The organism is Glutamicibacter sp. NPDC087673, from assembly GCF_044743255.1.
Lineage (GTDB): Bacteria > Actinomycetota > Actinomycetes > Actinomycetales > Micrococcaceae > Glutamicibacter.
The window spans coordinates 347861-364237 of the sequence record NZ_JBIUWB010000002.1 but is presented as its reverse complement, the minus strand read 5'-3'; the positions used below and the strand labels follow the sequence as shown (position 1 = coordinate 364237).

At 61.9% G+C, this 16377-nt stretch carries 18 protein-coding genes; 11 read left to right on the top strand and 7 right to left on the bottom strand.

Annotated features, from left to right (window positions below; all coding sequences use genetic code 11):
• Positions 1-3: 3 nt before the first annotated feature.
• Positions 4-867 (bottom strand): MBL fold metallo-hydrolase, encoded by an 864-nt coding sequence (locus tag ACIOTL_RS06095; protein ID WP_400342119.1) that lies wholly within the window; start codon positions 865-867, stop codon positions 4-6.
• Positions 868-896: 29 nt separating this feature from the next.
• Positions 897-1862 carry an RluA family pseudouridine synthase gene (locus ACIOTL_RS06090; protein ID WP_332489181.1) on the bottom strand — a complete coding sequence of 322 codons (966 nt, stop codon included), beginning with the start codon at positions 1860-1862 and terminating at the stop codon, positions 897-899.
• Between the two features lie 367 nt (positions 1863-2229).
• Here ACIOTL_RS06090 and ACIOTL_RS06085 point away from each other — a divergent pair, with 367 nt between their 5' ends.
• The 6 genes from ACIOTL_RS06085 to ACIOTL_RS06060 all read left to right on the top strand — a co-directional run bounded on the left by ACIOTL_RS06085 (position 2230) and on the right by ACIOTL_RS06060 (position 6140).
• Positions 2230-2913, top strand: a complete 684-nt coding sequence (locus ACIOTL_RS06085) for an MSMEG_4193 family putative phosphomutase (RefSeq protein ID WP_400342117.1) — start codon at positions 2230-2232, stop codon at positions 2911-2913.
• A 10-nt stretch (positions 2914-2923) separates the two neighbouring features.
• On the top strand, positions 2924-3463 hold the full coding sequence (locus ACIOTL_RS06080) for a DUF3090 domain-containing protein (protein ID WP_133833662.1): 540 nt from the start codon (positions 2924-2926) through the stop codon (positions 3461-3463).
• Positions 3460-4227, top strand: coding sequence for an SCO1664 family protein (locus tag ACIOTL_RS06075; protein WP_400342115.1), 768 nt, complete (start codon positions 3460-3462; stop codon positions 4225-4227). The genes ACIOTL_RS06080 and ACIOTL_RS06075 overlap by 4 nt, the downstream gene beginning before the upstream one ends.
• Positions 4228-4300: 73 nt before the next feature.
• The gene (locus tag ACIOTL_RS06070; RefSeq protein WP_400342114.1) at positions 4301-5140 is read left to right on the top strand and encodes an alpha/beta fold hydrolase; all 840 of its coding nucleotides are present in this window, start codon (positions 4301-4303) and stop codon (positions 5138-5140) included.
• Between the two features lie 48 nt (positions 5141-5188).
• On the top strand, positions 5189-5575 hold the full coding sequence (locus ACIOTL_RS06065) for a hypothetical protein (protein ID WP_400342113.1): 387 nt from the start codon (positions 5189-5191) through the stop codon (positions 5573-5575).
• A 271-nt stretch (positions 5576-5846) separates the two neighbouring features.
• Positions 5847-6140 (top strand): DUF4287 domain-containing protein, encoded by a 294-nt coding sequence (locus ACIOTL_RS06060; RefSeq protein ID WP_332489176.1) that lies wholly within the window; start codon positions 5847-5849, stop codon positions 6138-6140.
• A 397-nt stretch (positions 6141-6537) separates the two neighbouring features.
• Here ACIOTL_RS06060 and ACIOTL_RS06055 read toward each other — a convergent pair whose 3' ends face one another.
• Both ACIOTL_RS06055 and ACIOTL_RS06050 read right to left on the bottom strand, forming a co-directional pair.
• Entirely contained in the window at positions 6538-7125 is a 588-nt protein-coding gene (locus ACIOTL_RS06055) for a GNAT family N-acetyltransferase (RefSeq protein WP_400342112.1), read from the bottom strand.
• A gap of 297 nt (positions 7126-7422) precedes the next feature.
• Complete coding sequence (locus ACIOTL_RS06050; protein WP_400342109.1) at positions 7423-8754, bottom strand: NtaA/DmoA family FMN-dependent monooxygenase; 1332 nt, start codon at positions 8752-8754, stop codon at positions 7423-7425.
• Between the two features lie 175 nt (positions 8755-8929).
• Here ACIOTL_RS06050 and ACIOTL_RS06045 point away from each other — a divergent pair, with 175 nt between their 5' ends.
• The 5 genes from ACIOTL_RS06045 to ACIOTL_RS06025 all read left to right on the top strand — a co-directional run bounded on the left by ACIOTL_RS06045 (position 8930) and on the right by ACIOTL_RS06025 (position 12566).
• A complete protein-coding gene (locus ACIOTL_RS06045) occupies positions 8930-9289 on the top strand; it encodes a MerR family transcriptional regulator (RefSeq protein WP_388022633.1) in 360 nt (119 codons plus the stop codon).
• 643 nt (positions 9290-9932) lie between these two features.
• Positions 9933-10508 (top strand): TetR/AcrR family transcriptional regulator, encoded by a 576-nt coding sequence (locus ACIOTL_RS06040; protein WP_400342106.1) that lies wholly within the window; start codon positions 9933-9935, stop codon positions 10506-10508.
• The gene (locus ACIOTL_RS06035; RefSeq protein WP_332728461.1) at positions 10505-11107 is read left to right on the top strand and encodes a GNAT family N-acetyltransferase; all 603 of its coding nucleotides are present in this window, start codon (positions 10505-10507) and stop codon (positions 11105-11107) included. The genes ACIOTL_RS06040 and ACIOTL_RS06035 overlap by 4 nt, the downstream gene beginning before the upstream one ends.
• A gap of 227 nt (positions 11108-11334) precedes the next feature.
• Positions 11335-11580, top strand: coding sequence for a hypothetical protein (locus tag ACIOTL_RS06030; protein WP_015771057.1), 246 nt, complete (start codon positions 11335-11337; stop codon positions 11578-11580).
• Entirely contained in the window at positions 11577-12566 is a 990-nt protein-coding gene (locus tag ACIOTL_RS06025; protein ID WP_388022641.1) for a Clp protease N-terminal domain-containing protein, read from the top strand. Before ACIOTL_RS06030 ends, ACIOTL_RS06025 begins: the two co-directional genes overlap by 4 nt.
• Before the next feature lie 102 nt (positions 12567-12668).
• Here ACIOTL_RS06025 and ychF read toward each other — a convergent pair whose 3' ends face one another.
• The 3 genes from ychF to ACIOTL_RS06010 all read right to left on the bottom strand — a co-directional run bounded on the left by ychF (position 12669) and on the right by ACIOTL_RS06010 (position 16212).
• Complete coding sequence (gene ychF, locus ACIOTL_RS06020) at positions 12669-13754, bottom strand: redox-regulated ATPase YchF (protein WP_105657583.1); 1086 nt, start codon at positions 13752-13754, stop codon at positions 12669-12671.
• A 72-nt stretch (positions 13755-13826) separates the two neighbouring features.
• Positions 13827-14918 (bottom strand): 4-hydroxy-3-methylbut-2-enyl diphosphate reductase, encoded by a 1092-nt coding sequence (locus tag ACIOTL_RS06015; RefSeq protein WP_105657584.1) that lies wholly within the window; start codon positions 14916-14918, stop codon positions 13827-13829.
• Between the two features lie 100 nt (positions 14919-15018).
• Positions 15019-16212 (bottom strand): SH3 domain-containing protein, encoded by a 1194-nt coding sequence (locus ACIOTL_RS06010; protein ID WP_332489172.1) that lies wholly within the window; start codon positions 16210-16212, stop codon positions 15019-15021.
• Positions 16213-16377: the final 165 nt, after the last annotated feature.

The window sequence follows — 16377 nt, the reverse complement described above, 5'->3', positions numbered from 1 at the left end:
GCTTCAATCGCCGCGCTTTCCTGGTTCCTTCGCGTTACCCGGCAGCTGCGCGTAGGCATCCTTGGCAGCTTCGAGAAGGAAATCGGCAGGCCACAGTTCTTGCAGCTCTGCAGGGAACGCAATGTCCTTGATTGCCGCACCCTTCTCATGAGCCGAACCCAGGGTCGCGGCGAGCAGCTCGAAGCAGTGCATTTGCCGAACGACGAATTCCCGGTCGACGGGCTCTCCATGGCCTGGAACAATGACGTCTCCCGGCTGGATGCGCGCTAGCAGGGATTGGAGCACCACAGGCCACTTCATCGGATAGGCGCCCGAGCCGAACATCGGTGGACCAGACTGCTCGATGATGTCGCCAAGGAACCATGCCTTGGCATCAGGAATATGGATCGCAAGGTCGGTGTCGGTATGCCCGGCACCCAGCGGGATCAGTTCAACTTCCCGTCCGCCTAGATTTGCCGTGCAGGGTTCGGCCAGCAAGTGGCTAGGCGGCGTCAGCGTTACACCGCCCCAAATCATTTCAGGTTCGAGTTCCGGCGAGCGCTGCACCATTTCAAGCCGGGGCTTCTCGAACTGCTCGAAGTGCGCGGGGATCCGGTGATGGCCGTAAATCGGGATTCCCCGCTGGGCAAAGAGCTGGTTGCCGAAGGTGTGGTCATAATGCGCGTGGGTGTTGATCACGGCAACGATCGGCAGTCCGAATTGCGTTGTGGCTTCGTCAAGGATTTCTTGTGCTTCGGGTGCGTTGTTGCGGGTATCGATGATCGCCACGCCTTGCCCGCCGAGCACCGCTCCCACGGTAATATCCAACGGATCATATCTGCGCTGGAATACTCCCTCGGCAACGTGCTTCCAGGGTCCTTCAGCCATCTTTTCCCCTCCCGCCAGCCTTGCTTGGGCTATAGCCCCGCCTTCAGCAGCTGCTTCCAGCGCTGCGGCATGGGTGCCTCGATCACCAGTTCCTGGCCATCGGGCTTGGGAATCACCAGCTTAGTCGCATGCAGGAACAGCCCGCGACCCCCAAGCTGTTCGACGCGGCGGTTGAACTTCGCGAAGCCATACCGGTCGTCTCCTGCAATCGGATGGCCTTCGCTTTGCAGGTGGACCCGGATCTGGTGCTTGCGTCCGGTCATCAGCTGCACATCCAGAATGGTGGCGCGCTGGCCTACGCGCTGCTTCACGGTGACATGGGTTTCGGCTCGCTGCCCGTTCGGATCAACCACGACCTTGTCGGCACGGCGCAGCAGCGGCGAGTGGATCGATTCGGTCTTGTAGCTCCAATGCCCGGCAACGAGCGCAAGGTAGTGGCGTTCTATCTCCTCTTCGCTCTCCCGAAACATCTCATGCAGGTAGCGCAGCATGCTCGGGGTCTTCGCCAACACCAGCAGCCCGGAAGTATCGCGATCCAGCCGGTGGCTCAATTCCAGGTCCGGCAGCTCGGGGCGCAACTGGCGGAAAGCTTCGATAACCCCCGCAGGAACATCGGTTCCCCGGTGCACGGCGACGCCGGCAGGCTTGTCAATCACCAGGACGTCCTGGTCTTCGTGCAGGACGCAGTTGCGTAGCCGCTTGAGCAAGGGTGCCGGGACATCGAAGGCTGGTGCCACGCCCTGTTCTGCATATAGCGCCGGCAGCGTGATCTGGTCGTTTACGGCTAGCCGGTAGCCTTCCTGGACTTTCTTGCCGTTGACACGCAGTTGCCCTTTGCGCATCAGCCGGAAAAGCTGCCCGGCGGGCACCGTCTTGAGCTGGACCCGGAGGAACTTCTCGATCCGCCGGCCAGCATGCTCGCCGTCGACATAGATGGTGCGTGTCTTGGAATCAGACCGCTGTTCTGACGCTGGCTGCTGGAGGACTCCAGACAAGAATTATCACTCCGTTTATAAGACCACATCCAGTGGTGGATCATGGCGTCGCCGCTTTCGACGAGTCATTTGCAAGGGACTTCCGGGAGCTGCCGCCCCGAATTGGCCAACTTTCATGGTACCCCGATGCCGTGAGCCGGTACGAGCAAAGGCGCTGTTATGAGGACTGAACTCACACCTCGCCCGGCGCTCATCGAGCCATAGCGTTCGCTCGGCGAACCAATGATCAGCCCTGGCCCTCGCGTTGCAGCAAGGGTGCAACGGGTGAAGGTACCGCACCTCCAGAACCTGCCGGGCTCTTCGAAGCCCCGGACCTGTTTTCAGCCCAGGAGTCGCTTGCCACCATCTCCATGACTAGGCTGGGTTCATGGCCACAGTAATCCTTGTGCGGCACGGACGCACTACCGCCAACGCCACCGGCGTACTGGCCGGACGCACCCCCTCAGTATTCCTCGACCAAACCGGCGAAGAACAGGCGATTCGTACCGCCGAACGCCTAGCAGCGCTCCCCTTGGCTGGCGTTGTCTCAAGCCCGCTGGAACGCTGTGTGCAGACGGCGGAGTTCGCCATGCAACGGCAAAGCCCAGCGGAGCAATTGCTGATTGAACCCGAACTCTCGGAATGCGACTACGGCCAGTGGCAAGGCCGCACGCTGCAGGACTTGGCCGCCGAAGACCTATGGAAAGCAGTGCAGTCAGCTCCGTCCTCGGTGACCTTCCCGGATGGCGAATCCATGGCCGGAATGCAATCCCGGGCAGTAGCAGCCATCAGGCGCCATGACGCGGCCATCGAGGCCGAGCATGGTGCCGGAGCGGTGTGGGCGGCCTTCAGCCATGGCGATATCATCAAGTCGGTACTGGCTGACGCGCTGGGAATGCATTTGGATCTGTTCCAGCGACTGAATGTGGGCCCGGCTTCCGCATCAATTGTGCACTACGGGACCGGTGCGCCTCGCGTGTATTCCATCAACACCGACGCCGGAGACCTCTCCTGGCTAGCCCCAGGACTCAAGACAACCGACGCCCCAGTCGGCGGCGGAGCAGGACACTAAGGAGAGCGAAATGACGGCAACAGTCAACGAATTCAATTGGCCAGACCGCATTGTCATTGGCACCATCGGCGAGCCCGGGTCCCGCACCTTCTACCTCCAGGCAAGAGCCGGCAAGGAACTGTCCAGCATCGCCTTGGAAAAACAGCAAGCCGCGGTGGTTGCCGAGATGATTGACGAGATTCTCGATCAGCTCTCCACCGTCAAGGGCAACCCCTTCAGCGTTCCCGAACATACTCCGGTGGAACTGGTTGACAACGATCCGCTGGAAGAAGTCAACGAGTCCTTCCGGGTGGGTTCCATGAATCTCGGATGGGATGCCACCGTAGCGCAGGTAGTTCTGGAAGCGTTCTCCTTGAACGAAGAAGATGAAGCCGACTTTGATCCAGATGGACCGGGCGCGCTGCTGCGCGTGCGCATGCCCGTAGGCACTGCACGCGCTTTCGCCATGCGCACCCACGAGATCGTGGCTGCTGGGCGGCCTATGTGCGCCAACTGCGGTTATCCGATTGATCCGGATGGGCACACTTGCAAAGATGAGAACGGCGAATGAGCTCTCCCGATCTGCTGACCGCGCAGCTGGAACTCACCGGCCGCATCACCACCGCCTCCAATGCAACTTTCCTGGGCAGCATCGGCGAGAACAGCGTGGTCTACAAGCCCATTGCTGGCGAGAAACCCCTCTGGGATTTTCCCCATGGCACCCTCGCATACCGCGAAGTTGCCGCCTTCCTCGTATCTGAAGCCCTGGGCTGGAACCTCGTCCCGCGCACTTGGCTGCGCGAAGGGCAGTTTGGCGAAGGCATGGTGCAGCTATGGCAAGAAGTTGATCGAGGACAGCACCCAGTAGACATCGTAGCCGCGGACATGGTGCCAGCTGGCGGTAGGAAGACCATTCTGCATGGGCAGGATGAATCGGGGCGGCAGATGACGTTGATCCACGAGGATACACCTGCGCTGCGGCGCATGGCGGTCTTCGATGCACTGGTCAACAACGCAGACCGCAAGGGCGACCACGTTCTAGCCATGCCAGGTGGCCACCGCTACGGAGTCGATCACGGGCTCTGCTTCAACGCAGAGCACAAGCTGCGCACCGTGCTTTGGGGTTGGGTTGGCCAACCACTGGACGAAGAAGAACTGGCCGGCCTCCGGACGGTCAGCGAAGCCCTGGACGCAGAACTTGGCCAAGAACTGTCCAAGCTGCTAGCCGATGAAGAAATCGCGGCGCTCGCCGAGCGCTGCGCTACCCTGCGCAGCGAAGGGCACTTCCCTGCTCATAGGGGGCAGATGCCCGCCGTGCCCTGGCCGCTCTTCTAGAACTCCGATTCCTATTGACCCCAAGGCGGCACGCAAGCCATCCTAGGATTCTGATAGCAAAGGCAGGTCGCGCATGGGAACGGTTGAAGCCAACGGTGTGGAGCTCGGTGCCGAATCCTTCGGCAACAAAAGTGATCCATTGGTTCTCCTCATCGGCGGAACCACCATGCTTGCTTGGCCAGATGCCCTGTGCCAGGCCCTGGCCGCTGGCGGGCGCCATGTGGTTCGCTACGACCTGCGGGATTGCGGTGAATCAACGGCCGGGAACCCGATGAAACCCGATTACAACCTGCGCGATCTGGCCTCGGATGCCGCAGCGCTGGCCAGATTACTGGATAACCGTCCAGCGCATGTAGCCGGTATCGGAGTCAGCGGCATGATCGCTCAGATTGCGGCGCTGGATCATCCCGAATCATTTGGCGCCCTGACACTGATAGGCACACGACCAGTAGCTCCCGGTCCGGTAGACAAAGATTTGCCAGATCATGACCAGGCAACCATGGGCAAGCTGTTTTCCCGCCCTATGCCGGATTGGGCAGACCGCGCGGCCGTTGCCCAATTCTCCGCCGAGGGTTCGCAAATTCTAGGCAATGATCCAGAAGTCGCCATGGACTTGGCCTCCCGCATCTGGGACCGTACGGCCAGCGCAGAGCCCGAAGCCCATCTGGCAAACCAGATCGGGATCGTCTTTTCCAAGCTGGACTGCACTCCGCGCTGGCGCGAGCGGCTGTCCGAGCTCGATATCCCCACCTTGGTGGTTCACGGTGCAAAGGATACGTTTTTCCCCGTCGGCAACGGCATAGTGCTAGCCGAAGAAATCCCGAACGCTTCCTTGCTCGTCCTTGAAAACGCTTCAACTGCCATTCCGTCTTCGGCGATCTCCGAGGTAGCTTCTTCGATGCTGCTGCTCTAGGAACGTAGCGATGCAATTCCTAGTCACAGGGCAATATAGGCTGTCCCCATGGATAACCGACCTAAGCGAGTCCCAGGCGGAGAACTTCGACCTGCTGAACTAGAGCTGCTGGCCTTGCTCTGCAGCGGCACAGATGCTGAATCAGCAAAGGCTCGACAGCAACTGAAGTTTGCGCGTTGGGGCGGCTACCAGTTCAAAGAATGCGAGTGCTTCTCGATTTCCTTCACAAGCAAGCTCGATTGCCAAAGCGTCCGGCATGGTGGTGGCCCATTCTCCACTGTTCTCGTTTCAAAAGATGGCAAGGAGCTGGGGCATCTGGATCTCTGGGTTGTTGCCGGATACCTGCATTCAGTCGATTACATGCCGTTTGAAGACGATCCCGGGCACCTGCCAACGGCGGAGAATTACACGTTGGAATTCAGCGGACGGAACTAGGCTTCAGCACTTGCGGGCAGCCGTTCTCCACTGTCCCGAGGCATGCGACTTTACTTGCCTGCGGGTCATTTCAACCAGCCTGGTTGCTGCTGATCAGGGCGCCATCACTGGTGGCGATTAGACGCGGAAGGCCGCAAGGATGCCAGTCGTGGAGCACACCGTGGTTCTCGTGCGCTGGCCGCGTGGCATCCTCCGGCTACTACTTCTATGCGCGGCGTGGGATTAGGTCTAGTATTCGAGGCACCTATTCATGCCTTCGAGAGGTTTCTCCATGTCATTTCAAGCCTATCTGGACACCATAGAAATGAAGACCGGGCTCACTGCTCGCCAGTTGATCGAGATCGCCCGTGAGAAAGGCCTTAGCCAAGAAGGGGTCAAAGCAGCAGAGATTCTGGCATGGCTCAAGGAGGACTACCAGCTGGGCCGGGGCCACGGCATGGCGATGGTCCATGTCATTCAAAAGGGACCGACTATCGCTAGCAAGCACGTTGGATCCGGAGGCAAGCACAATGACGAATCAGATGTTCTGTGGCTCGACGGCATCGCAACTAAGCCTTCCAACTGAACCAGCCGAAAGGCAGGGGCTATAGTTCCGGCTCGGAATACTCGGTTTCAGTGTCTTGCCTTTGGTCGCGTACCGCAGTGATAGCGGATGTAGCAAGAGCAATTGCTATCGCGATCCAGAAGCTGCCAAGAGCCTCGGCGAGCGACCGGCCGGAAATCATGCAATAGCACGCAAGGAACAAGGCCAGCCCCAAAATCGAGATGCCAAGGTACACCGAGACTCGTAGCCAGGCTACCTTGGGAAGTTTCCTCATTCGATCTGCCTCCACTTCCCTAGCGCTCGGTCCTATTTCTTCCAACGGTATGTTGAGCTGTGGGGATAGACAACATCGACCGTGAAAAATAGCCCGGGCTATCGCCAAGCCCGGTCATATCCTGCGCAGGATACCGCTTGGGCGTCACCACGCCCGCCCGCGAAGGTCGACTTCACCTTCTGGCCAGGAAGCAAGCTGGGACTCGATGGGCAAAATAAGCAGAGGTTGGCCCGGCGGGTCGTAAATTGCGTGGCCTCCACGGCTAATCGAACGCTCGGCAGCGGAAATCCGAGTCCATCCGCACGAGCTGTAGAAAGCGGCCACCTCCTCGCGGCAACCGAGATAGCCGAACGCAATCCCGCCGGCATCAACCATCGACGAAGCCATGAGATTCATCAGGATCCCGCCTAGGCCGCGGCCCCGCGCGCGCTCGGAAACCAGCACTCCACCCACACCTGCAACGACAAGGCCGCGGCCTCCCACACCGATCGTGCGTCGCGCCCACCCGACATGGCCGACAACCTCGCCTTTGCACCGGGCCATGATGTGGAAATCATGCGGGGCATAGCCATATGGCAGATCCGGATCCCAGATGCCGGCATCCCGCAGGTACTCGGCATCGAACAGTCTGCGAAGCTCCGCGGCATCTTGTTCTGCCAGTTCTGCGTGCGCAACAATCTCCAGCGCAGTTTCAAGTATCGGTGCTTCGCTCGAATCGTCTGCTCGCGTCAAAGACAGGCCTCCTTTTGGATTCCGGTAACTGCTTCAAGTATCAGGGGTATGCGTGCGATATGGATTCCTGTCTCCTGCCATATTTCCCTTGCCCGTGTCCCGCACCAATGCGCGGATCCTGCCCTCTGTCTGGCGCAGCTCATCCAGTAGTCAGCGTGGAACGCGACTATACATTATCCTTGGACTCCACGAGGCTCCGGCACAGGCCAACCTCTGCTCTTGCGACCCGCAATCAGACGAGCGGCGCGACCAGCGGCACCAGCACGAGCGAGTTCGCAGGCATCCGATCAGGCGTGATCACTTCAGCCATTCGCCGAGTCCGTACTGGCCGGGGACGCCGAGGTTCTCGCGCAATGTGGAGCCCACGTAGTCCTCGGGATAGAGGCCGCGTTCGCGCAGGATCGGCACGACCTCGTCGACGAACGCGTCAACCCCGTCCTCATAGACATCGGGCGACAGCCAGAAGCCGTCGGCGGCACCGGCCTCGAACCATTCCTGCAGGTGATCAGCGTGCACCCTTCCCGGCCCCACGGTCACGGGATGGTAGTCGATCACGCCGTGCGCGAGGATGTCGCGCGGCGACCACCCCTCGCGCGCCACCTTGAGCGCGATCCCGGAGCGCGGGTCCTGCGGCGAGGCGTGAGCGCTGGCCAGCTGCTCGGGCGTGAGCGGCTTGTCGATGCGCTCGGACAGGATCGGGACACCGATCATCGCGCTGAGGTGCGGCAGGCGCGCCTCCATGACCTCGCCTGACATCGACAGGCGCCGGTCGAGCCCTTCACGCACCGTTGGGGACACTGTGGTCATGATGCCGACGATGAACTTCACGTCATCAGGGTTGCGGCCAGCTTCCTCGGCGGCCCGGCGCAGCGCCCTGCGCGTAGCGCGAGCCTCGTCGATCGTCCACACCTCCGTGATGAAGCCGCTCGCATAGCGCCCCGCCAGCTCGAGCAGATGCGGGCTCGGTCCTCCCGAGGTGAAGACGACGGGCTGGCCTTGCTCCGACGGCGGCAACGCGAGCGGCCCGCGGGATGCGACGTACTCGCCGCTGAGGTTGATCGGCTGCAGCTTCGCGGGGTCGATGAAGCGGCCCGATTCCTGGTCCTTGATCCAGGCATCCATCTCCCAGCTGCCCCAGAGCGACTGCACGATCTGGATCGATTCATGGGCGCGCTGGTATCGCTCGGCCCGGTCCGCGACGGGCTTGCCGTAGTTCGACGCGACGAGCTGGTCGCTCGTCGTGACGGCGTTCCAGCCGGCGCGGCCACGGCTCATGATGTCCAGCGTCTTGAACTGCCGGGCCGTGTTGAACGGTTCCTGGAACGTCGTGGACCCCGTGAGCACGAAACCGATGCTGTTCGTCGCTTGCGAGATCGCGGCCGCCTCCATGAGCGGATCCATGATGTTGCTGACGGTCGAATGCTCGAGGCTGCCCCGCACGGCCGGGAAGTCGGGCGTGAATACGAACGAGAAGCCACCGCGCTCGGCGGCTTGGGCGTAGCGAATGTTCGCCTCGACCTTCGAGTAGTTTCCGGGGTCGACGTGCGGTGCGCGCCAGGCACCGGGCAGGGTGCCGTAGCCGTCAGTCAGCGCCAAGCCGAGAATCATCTTGCGTTGTTCCTTGTTCATGGAACCATCATCGAACATTGACATCCATGTAAAGGTCAAATTACCGTGCCTGCAGGTCCGCGGACTCTGGCACCATGGCAGACTGCGCAGCCTGCGGGCGGATTCGCGGAGAGCTGCCGTGGCCGGGAGGCGGTTCCGACCCGTATCCTTGACATGGATGTGAAGGAGAACTGGAATGCGGATCGGCGAGCTGGCCAATCGAACTGGGGTGCCCACGCGCATGCTCCGGTACTACGAGGAGCAGGGACTCATCACGCCGCTGCGGCTGGAGAACGGGTACCGCGATTACGACGAATATCTCGTGGAGCGCGTGCTGAAAATCCGCAGGCTGCTCGACTCAGGGGTCCCCAGCCGGATCATCCGCGACATGCTCCCGTGCCTGAACGACGTTGGCAGCACGATAGTTGCCGATCCCGATCCCGAACTGCGCGCGATGCTCGTCGAACAGCGCGACAAGCTGGCCGAGCGCATCGTCCTGCTCCAGCAGAACCGCGACGCGCTGACGCGATACATCGACGCGATGGATCGCGCCTGACTTCCGCACGCACAAGGTGCCGGAGAATCCCGTCCTCTGCGGGGCATGATCGGCAGGGCAGCTCCTTGCGCGCCGCGGGCAGTGGCCGCAGGGAGCTCAGGCCGATACTTGAGTGCCCATGAACTCAACAGGTCCCTAATCGCGCTTCCGGGCTCCACCCAAGTAAGAGCTCTAGAGCGCAGGGCGGAGTTCGTCCGGATTGCCGCGCGGATCCGGCTCCCAGACCGTCGGTTAAATCGCCGCAACGCGGGGCCTGGTTCCTCAGCCTGCTTGCGGCGTTGCCCCATAAGGGAAAAGGCCCATGCACCTTGAACGGCATCGCTAATGTGGAGGAGCTTTCCTTCCGGCGCCACTTCGTGATGAATCAATGGCACGAGGCAAAAAATCACCCCCGGCTCCAAAAGAAATCGAGGGCGATTGAGACATGAGAATTGCACGTTGAAGCGGAACTCCACCGAGTTCCGGCACTACCAACCGCTGGGTGCCGAACCGGTGCCACGAATCAATCCACCGACCACCTGGCACCTCGCGGGCACCAGCCCAGGAAGAGCACAGAGTTGTGCCGTCTGCGATCGAAGCATAAAATGAACAGAAATTCATTGAAAGGATCTTCGTGCCGCGGACAACGGAACAGAATGAAGCGTTGCGTTCAGCCACACGCGCTGCTGTGGAGACGGCCGCCGTCCGGGTCTTCGCGCACCGTGGTTTCGCGGCCACGAACATGCGTCAGATCGCCGTCGAGGCGGGAATCAGCACTGGGTCGATCTACCGGCACTATGCGAGCAAGGAAGGACTGTTCGATGAACTAATCGATCAGGCCTCACGCGGGCTCGAGGCTGTCGCCGTTCAGCTCTCGACCGAAGGGGATCCGCTCTCCATGATCCGATCCTTCACCGAGGTATACGTGGCAGACCTCGCAGCGAACAACGGCGCGGCCGAGTTCTACATGGTGATCAACCAGGGCTTCTCGACGGACACTCCTGAGGGGACTGCGGCGCGACTGGCCGCAACGCAGGGGACGCTCTGGCGGGCCTTCGCCTTGCTCATCAGTCGAGGCCAGGCCGCAGGCCAAATCACCGCGGGAGACCCAACCCGAATGACTTCTCACTACTTCGCCATGCTTGCCGGTATAACGACGATGCACGTTGCTCTTCGGGAGGGATTTGCGGAGCCCGATGTCGAGCTGATCCTACGAATGTTCACAGGAGGACCCCGATGAAGATCGAAGTCGCGCGCGCAGACGAACTGGGTGAGGGGTATCGGCACAGGATCGCTGAAGTTCTCACGCAAGGGTTCGCCGAGGATTTCGCGTTCTTCTCCAAGGACCCCGGTGTGCTTGCCGACGCGTTCGCCCCGATGCTCATCCTGGAGCGCTTCCACGTCGCGCTCGTCGACGGCGAGCCCGCCGCGGTCGCGGTCGTCACCGAAGGCGAGCAGGAGTGCTTCGAGCCGGATCGGCGCGAGCTCCAGCGCGTGCTCGGTCCAATACACGGCATGATCAGCTATCGGATCATCCGCAGTCGATTCATGGGGGCCTATGACGGTGCCCGCACCGGTCTGACGGAGATTGCGTTCGTCACGACAGCGCCGCAGCATCAGGGCAAAGGCGTAGCCACTGCGCTGATGCGCCGGCTCCTGGAACTGCCCTCCGACAAGTTCGTGCTGCGCGACATCAAGGACACCAACACCCCCGCCCTCGGGCTGTACGCCAAGCTCGGCTTCACCGAGACACAGCGGCGACGCATCAAGTTCGCGAAGCGAGCGGGGTTCTCCGCGTATGTCTCCATGGGGCTCAACCGCGCTCAGGCTGATGCTTGAAGAGCGTCCGGGCTCGACAGGCCCGGAAGCGCGCTTCTGGGCTGTCCTCAAGTCCGCACTCTAGTTCGAAAATCTAAACTCCACCACGTCGCCGCTCTTACCAACCTCTCAGTACCCGGCGAATCCCCGAAGCGTCGACCCTCTCTTGGCCCTGCGAACACCAAACTCGCCGAGCAAATAGGCAACCCAGGTTGACATCCGGCCACTTAGCAACATAGGTTGACGACATGGAGTCTCCGCGGATCGCAACAGTAGCAGCCGATACCAGCGACCCGAAAGCAGGATTGCGGGCCGTAGCGTCCTTGCGCGTGCTTGCGGACACCTTGGAACTTCGGCAGGTCGAGGCCGCGTTGCGTTCGGGCATGAGTTGGCAGGAGATCGCCGACGCGCTCGGAGTGACGCGACAAGCTGCCCACAAGAAGCACTCCAAAAGAATTGACCCCGCGATCTCGACACCCAGGAGGAACAGATGAACAAACTCGTCCGCGCCGCTCAGACCAGCCAATCGCTTTCCCTGGCCGCCATGGAGGAAGCATCCCGGCTCGGGCTCCGCGAAGCCGACATCGACCACCTGTTCCTCGCATTGGTCATCAACGACCAGTCTGCCGGCCGCGCACTGCGCGAGCTGGGTATCGACATTGACAGCGCCCGTCTCGCCGTCGAGGACCAACGTGATGCACAGCTGGCTTCACTCGGCATCGAGGCGTCGTTCCCCGAGGCCGGGCGCATCGTGTTCCATGAGACGGATGGGTACGAGTGGACTCGTCCCGCTCGGGACCTCATCGCGAAATCCAGCAGCAAAGGCAAGTCGGGCGACGCTGCCGCCGTTCTCCGGGAACTCGTCGGAGAGCCCAGCGGCCTGATCACGGATATCCTCGGCCGCCTTGGCACAACATCCGATGCGCTCATCGAACGCCTCGATCGGGCCGACTCGCCCTCTATGAAGTCCATGCCCTTTGCAACGAAAGTGAAGGGGCGGACCACGGGAACGATTGAGACTTTCGTATCCGCACCACTGGACGAAGTGTGGGCGTTCCTCACAGATCCCGCACGTATCCCCGAGTGGGAACCGAGCATCGGCACCCTCGACCAGACCGGTCAAGAAGCGATGCCGGGTACGGTCTGGGAGGGCACGGCACCCGCAATCTATCCAGACGGCAAACCTGTGAAGATCAAGCCTCAGTTTCGTCGACGCAGTGTTGAGCTCATCGCAATTCACCAACCGGACAGGATCGCATGGAGCTTTGGCTATCCCGACGTCGCGCAGGGTAATTCGATTCTGGCTGAATTCACCTTGGCGAACGCGACCGGTGGCACACAGCTGCGGATCAGCAGGTCCTGGTCGCGACGCCAAGGGTGGCGAGGACTTGTCGCATGGCCGCTGCGTCCAGTCCAGAAGTTCCTGGTGTGGATCACCCTGTTCCAGACCGGCAGCGCGATCAGCCGAACATTTCGCTAGTCCCTGGCACGGCGACTCGCCTGCTGGTCGCACATAGATCAAGTGCCCGGATCTCCACAGGGAGATCCGGGCACTCGAGCGGGACATTGAAGCGGAACGCGACTACACGTTGAAGCGGAACTCCACGACGTCGCCGTCCTTCATGATGTATTCCTTGCCTTCGATGCGGGCCTTGCCCGCAGACTTGGCATTAGCCACCGAACCAGCGGCAACGAGGTCTTCGAAGCCGATGACCTCGGCCTTGATGAAGCCGCGCTGGAAGTCGGTGTGGATGACACCGGCTGCCTCAGGCGCGGTGGCGCCCTTGGCGATGGTCCATGCGCGGGTTTCCTTCGGGCCAGCGGTCAGGTAGGTCTGCAGGCCCAGGGTGTCGAAGCCGACGCGGGCCAGCTTGCCCAGGCCGGACTCGACGATGCCGGCATCTTCCATCATTTCGGCCGCTTCGTCTTCTTCCAGTTCAGCCAGTTCGGATTCGAACTGGGCATCCAGGAAGATCGCCTCGGCAGGGGCAACCAGCTCGGAGAGCTTGGCCTGCATCTCGGTATCGGCCAGGCCAGCCTCATCGGTGTTGAACACGTAGATGAATGGCTTGGTGGTCATCAGCTGCATCGGCGCGAGCTCTTCAAGGTCCACGCCCTTGGTCTTCGCGGCGGCGAACAAGGTGATGCCTTCTTCGAGCACCTTCTGCGCGTTGAGCACTGCGTCCAGGAACGACTTCTCGATCTTCTTGGTGCGCAGTTCCTTTTCCAGGCGAGGCAGCTGGTTCTCGATGGTCTGCAGGTCCGCGAGGATCAGCTCGGTAGCGATGGTCTCGATATCCGAGGCCGGGTCCACCTTGCCGTTCACATGTATCACGTCGTCATTCACGAATGCGCGGGTGACCTGGCAGATCGCATCAGCTTCGCGGATTGTCGCCAGGAACTTATTGCCCAGGCCTTCGCCTTCCGAAGCGCCCTTGACGATGCCGGCGATATCCACGAAGGAGACGGTCGCAGGCAGGATGCGCTCGGAATTGAAGATTCCGGCGAGCACCTTCAGCCGCGAGTCAGGCAACGGCACGACACCCACATTGGGTTCGATGGTTGCGAACGGGTAGTTGGCTGCCAGCACCTGGGCACGGGTCAGCGCGTTGAACATGGTGGACTTGCCGACGTTTGGCAGTCCGACGATTCCGATAGTAAGAGCCACGGGAGGAAATTCTACCTTTTACTAGTGATGAGCGCGCAATGGTGTACTGGCGCTTGAATTCTTATGGAGAAATCAGGCCTGCGGGCGGGCGTGTCCGCCCAGGGCACGTTCCTCGTCCCCGGCTTCCTTGAGCTTTCCGCGGATTTCCTTGGGCAGCGAGAAGATGATGTCTTCCTGCGCGGTGGTGACCTCGGAAACGTCGGTGAAGCCGTACTCTGCCAGCAGCGCCACGACTTCGCGGACCAGCACCTCTGGCACCGAGGCACCGGAGGTCACGCCGACGGTGGAGACGCCCTCGAACCAGGCCTCGTCCACTTCGTTGGCGAAGTCCACGCGGTAGGAAGCCTTTGCCCCGTGGTCCAGTGCCACCTCGACCAGGCGCACCGAGTTCGAGGAGTTCGCCGAACCGACCACGATCACCAGATCCGACTGCGGCGCAATGTTCTTGATCGCGGCCTGGCGGTTGGTGGTTGCGTAGCAGATGTCATCGCTGGGTGGATCCTGCAGGTTCGGGAAGCGCTCGCGCAGCCGGCGCACGGTTTCCATGGTCTCGTCCACGCTCAGGGTGGTCTGCGAGAGCCAGATCAGCTTGTCCGGGTTCTTCACCTGGACGGTGTCGGCTTCCTCGGGGTTGTTCACGATGGTGGTGACCTCCGGGGCTTCGCCGTAGGTGCCCTCGACCTCTTCATGGCCTTCGTGGCCGATCAGCAGGATCTCGTAGTCGTTCTTGGCGAAGCGCACGGCTTCGCGGTGCACCTTGGTGACCAGCGGGCAGGTGGCATCGATGGTCTGCAGGTTGCGGTCCGCCGCGGACTGCACCACGGCCGGGGAGACGCCGTGGGCGGAGAAGACCACTAGGGCGCCCTCGGGCACTTCCTCGTTCTCCTCGACGAAAATCGCTCCGCGGGATTCCAGCTCGGAGACCACGTGCAGGTTGTGCACGATCTGCTTGCGCACGTACACCGGAGGACCGTAGTGCTCCAGCGCCTTTTCAACGGCAACCACTGCCCGGTCCACGCCTGCGCAGTAGCCGCGAGGAGCGGCCAGCAGGACCTTGCGCTCGGTGACCGTTGGGGAGGCAGCTGCAATCTCGGCCGGGGTGCGGCGCACCCGCGGGATCCGAGGCATTGACAGCGAGACCGTAGTGGAAGTGGAAGTAGCCATACCTCTAGTCTACGAAGTGCATGCAAGTTAGCCCATGCTCATATGATGCGCGCCACCCTCCGGGGACTGTGAGATCTGCCTCCGAAGGGTGCTTGCCGGTTCAGCAGGGCAGCGAACTGGGCAGCAGCACCGGGGTGCGCACCACCGCGCCGGTGCCATCGGACCCGTGGTAGGCCCGGCACACGCCCACCGAGCGGGCGCCGAGGTTCGCCTTGATCTGGCGCAGCGCATCGGGCGAGAAGCCGTACCACTGCATGTGCATCAGCACGGTGTCCCCGGGCACCGCGGCCGAGGCCCGCGAGATGGTGATCGACTTGGATTTCACGTCCCAGTCGCGGGTGTCGCGGGACCAGGTCCAGATGGCCATCCCGCGGCTGTCGTAGCCGCAACGCACCGAACCGTCGATGGCTCCAAAAGGCGGGCGCCCGAAATTCGTGTGCACTCCGGAACCGCCCAGTTGCGCACCGGCCTGCTGGCAGGACAGCGGGCGCAGATCCGGGTGGCTGATCGAATGGTTGATCACCCATTGGCCCTTGGCCCGGGCCAGTGCGGCCAGGTCCACGCCGTAGCGCGACTTGAACGAGCCGAGGCAATCGCCGGTGGGAGCGATCACAAGGCCGATGTTGCTGCTGGCGGCGTAATCCATCACCGAGGTGAAGGCGCTCAGCGTGCGCGGGCAGTCATCGAAGGTGAGCACCACCCTCGATGTCCGGTTGGGACCGGTGGACTGCGGGGCGGAGGGCGGCTTCGGATAGGTGGTCACGTAGCTGCCGCTGACCCAGCCGGTGTACCCTCCGTAACTGGCCTTGTACCATCCGTTGGAGGCGCGGGCGTAGGCGGGAACCGTCTTCCCTTTCGGGATGCTCAGCAGGACCCGGTAGCTGGTGGATGTGCCGGTGCGCAGATTCAGGTCATCGAGCGTGCGCACCGAAGCGGCGACCACGTAGTAGCCGCTGACGTACCCGGTGTACCCGTTGTAGCTGACCTTGTACCAGCCGTTGGAGGCACGCCCGGATACAGGAACCGAGGTCCCCGTGGGTATCTGCACCAGGATCCGGTAACTGGTCGAGGCGCCGGTGCGCATATTCAGATCCGCCGTGGTGCGCACCCGGACCGGCAAGTCGATGGATATGGCACTGGCAACGTCCACCGTTGCGGCCGGCACTGCCGCAGCCGCCAGCACGGGCATCGGGGCCGCGGCGGAGAGCGGAATGGAACCGGCCAGCAAGCTGAGCGCTGCCACCCAAGTCCACCCAGAACGCGCAATATTCTTATTCCCCAATGCCCCACGCATGGCCCTGCATCCTTCTGAAGTGCTTCCCCAATGCTCAATAGTGTCCACCCGCACATTGCCCCTCGCAATGCCCGCAGGCAGGCTTGTCCCAATCGTTGGAAAACCCCGTTTCCCCGGGTCTTGCGGGGCCAATCGGGTATGAAAATCGCCCATTGCGATACCTGC

Coding starts and splice junctions, on each gene's coding strand:
- ACIOTL_RS06070 (WP_400342114.1), top strand. CDS start 4,301: ATGGGAACGGTTGAAGCCAACGGTGTGGAGCTCGGTGCCGAATCCTTC.
- ACIOTL_RS06015 (WP_105657584.1), bottom strand. CDS start 14,918: ATGGCTACTTCCACTTCCACTACGGTCTCGCTGTCAATGCCTCGGATC.
- ACIOTL_RS06065 (WP_400342113.1), top strand. CDS start 5,189: ATGGATAACCGACCTAAGCGAGTCCCAGGCGGAGAACTTCGACCTGCT.
- ACIOTL_RS06035 (WP_332728461.1), top strand. CDS start 10,505: ATGAAGATCGAAGTCGCGCGCGCAGACGAACTGGGTGAGGGGTATCGG.
- ACIOTL_RS06045 (WP_388022633.1), top strand. CDS start 8,930: ATGCGGATCGGCGAGCTGGCCAATCGAACTGGGGTGCCCACGCGCATG.
- ACIOTL_RS06075 (WP_400342115.1), top strand. CDS start 3,460: ATGAGCTCTCCCGATCTGCTGACCGCGCAGCTGGAACTCACCGGCCGC.
- ACIOTL_RS06095 (WP_400342119.1), bottom strand. CDS start 867: ATGGCTGAAGGACCCTGGAAGCACGTTGCCGAGGGAGTATTCCAGCGC.
- ACIOTL_RS06080 (WP_133833662.1), top strand. CDS start 2,924: ATGACGGCAACAGTCAACGAATTCAATTGGCCAGACCGCATTGTCATT.
- ACIOTL_RS06010 (WP_332489172.1), bottom strand. CDS start 16,212: ATGCGTGGGGCATTGGGGAATAAGAATATTGCGCGTTCTGGGTGGACT.
- ACIOTL_RS06060 (WP_332489176.1), top strand. CDS start 5,847: ATGTCATTTCAAGCCTATCTGGACACCATAGAAATGAAGACCGGGCTC.
- ACIOTL_RS06085 (WP_400342117.1), top strand. CDS start 2,230: ATGGCCACAGTAATCCTTGTGCGGCACGGACGCACTACCGCCAACGCC.
- ACIOTL_RS06030 (WP_015771057.1), top strand. CDS start 11,335: ATGGAGTCTCCGCGGATCGCAACAGTAGCAGCCGATACCAGCGACCCG.
- ACIOTL_RS06050 (WP_400342109.1), bottom strand. CDS start 8,754: ATGAACAAGGAACAACGCAAGATGATTCTCGGCTTGGCGCTGACTGAC.
- ACIOTL_RS06025 (WP_388022641.1), top strand. CDS start 11,577: ATGAACAAACTCGTCCGCGCCGCTCAGACCAGCCAATCGCTTTCCCTG.